2 protein-coding genes and 1 pseudogene are annotated in these 1,308 nt (G+C 53.7%); all 3 read right to left on the reverse strand.

Features of this window, described 5'->3' with window-relative positions; genetic code table 11:
- Positions 1 to 22: 22 nt before the first annotated feature.
- Entirely contained in the window at positions 23 to 571 is a 549-nt protein-coding gene (locus tag HMPREF3171_RS12445; RefSeq protein WP_083291887.1) for an IS3 family transposase, read from the reverse strand.
- Positions 555 to 944 carry an IS3 family transposase gene (locus tag HMPREF3171_RS12450; protein ID WP_083291888.1) on the reverse strand — a complete coding sequence of 130 codons (390 nt, stop codon included), beginning with the start codon at positions 942 to 944 and terminating at the stop codon, positions 555 to 557. Before HMPREF3171_RS12450 ends, HMPREF3171_RS12445 begins: the two co-directional genes overlap by 17 nt.
- Positions 941 to 1,283: pseudogene (locus HMPREF3171_RS12455) on the reverse strand (transposase). Before HMPREF3171_RS12455 ends, HMPREF3171_RS12450 begins: the two are co-directional and overlap by 4 nt.
- Positions 1,284 to 1,308 lie beyond the last annotated feature (25 nt).

The raw sequence follows: 1,308 nt of genomic DNA on the forward strand, positions 1-1,308 counted from the left end.
TGAAGTGCCCCGGGTTTTGTTCCTAGGCGTTTGCCTTGATTTCTATTATTTCCTGTGGTGGGTTCTGCTTCCAAAATTCGGTTTCGACCTCGACCGGGGTTCGGTATCCCAAGCTTTGGTGAAGCCTTGTCTCGTTCCACCATGACACCCACTCGAACGTCGCGATTTCTACCTCGACAACGTCATTCCACCTGCGGGTATGGATCAGCTCGTTCTTGTAGGATCCGTTGACGTTTTCAGCAAGAGCATTGTCGTAGGAGTCACCGACAGTTCCGGTGGAAGCTGTAATGCCGTGTTGGGTAAGTCGCTCGTTGTAGACCACGCTGACGTACTGCGATCCGTGATCCGAATGGTGAATGAGACCTGTTGTTTCCTCAGCACACACGATCGCCTGGTTAAGAGCTTGCAACGGCAGTGCTTCGGTGCGCATGGAATCTGATAACGCCCACCCAACGATCCGTCGAGAGTAAACGTCGGTGACAAACGCGGCGTACACAAAGCCTTTCTTCGTGCGCACATACGTAATGTCGGCCACCCACAGTTTATTCGGGCCCTTAAGCTTTGAATTCACGCTCGACTAAGTCCGGGCGCAGATCAGGCACGTTAGCTTTTCGGGTTGTGATAGGTGATCCGCCTTTGCCTTTGCCAGAAACACCGGCCAAGCGCATCAGCCGGGCGGTTTGTTCACGCCCGATATCAATTCCGCCACGGCGGAGAGCATGCCACATTTTCCGCACGCCGTAGACGCCGTAATTATCCCGATGAACAGTTCTAATTCGGTCGATCAGCACAGCATCGCGAAGGCGACGAGCACTTAATCCACGGGCCTTGGACTGGCTATAACCACGCGAGGTGATAAACCCACCAGCCCGGTTATTCTTCAACGTCTTACAAATGAACTCGACAGAGAAACGATTCCGGTATTTATCGATGAACCGGATCATTTCCGACGTTTTGGGTCGAGTTCCGACGCGAAAAAAGCCGAGGCAGCCTTCAGCAGCTCGTTAGTGTCGCGTAGCTCTTGATTTTCACGGCGTAGCCTCGCGTTTTCGGCGGCCAAGTCTTCAGGCACAGGTTCTGGGATGTTTCCCGCACGGCGGGCCTGCTGGGTCCATTGGCGAGCCGTGTGCCATGAAACCCCCAGCTTTGGGGCTACTGCCTGGCATGCGGCTTGCATCGACATATTTTCCGCCAAGATGCGATCTTCCACGAGACGGACCACGCGGTCCTTGGCATCCTGGTCAAATTTTCTTGGCATATTCCAGATTTTCCCATCTACTCAAACGGAACAAAACCTGGGACACTTCA

The sequence above is a fragment of the Corynebacterium sp. HMSC08F01 genome (genome assembly GCF_001807545.1).
GTDB classification, from domain to species: domain Bacteria; phylum Actinomycetota; class Actinomycetes; order Mycobacteriales; family Mycobacteriaceae; genus Corynebacterium; species Corynebacterium coyleae.

Coding starts and splice junctions, on each gene's coding strand:
- HMPREF3171_RS12450 (WP_083291888.1), bottom strand. CDS start 944: ATGATCCGGTTCATCGATAAATACCGGAATCGTTTCTCTGTCGAGTTC.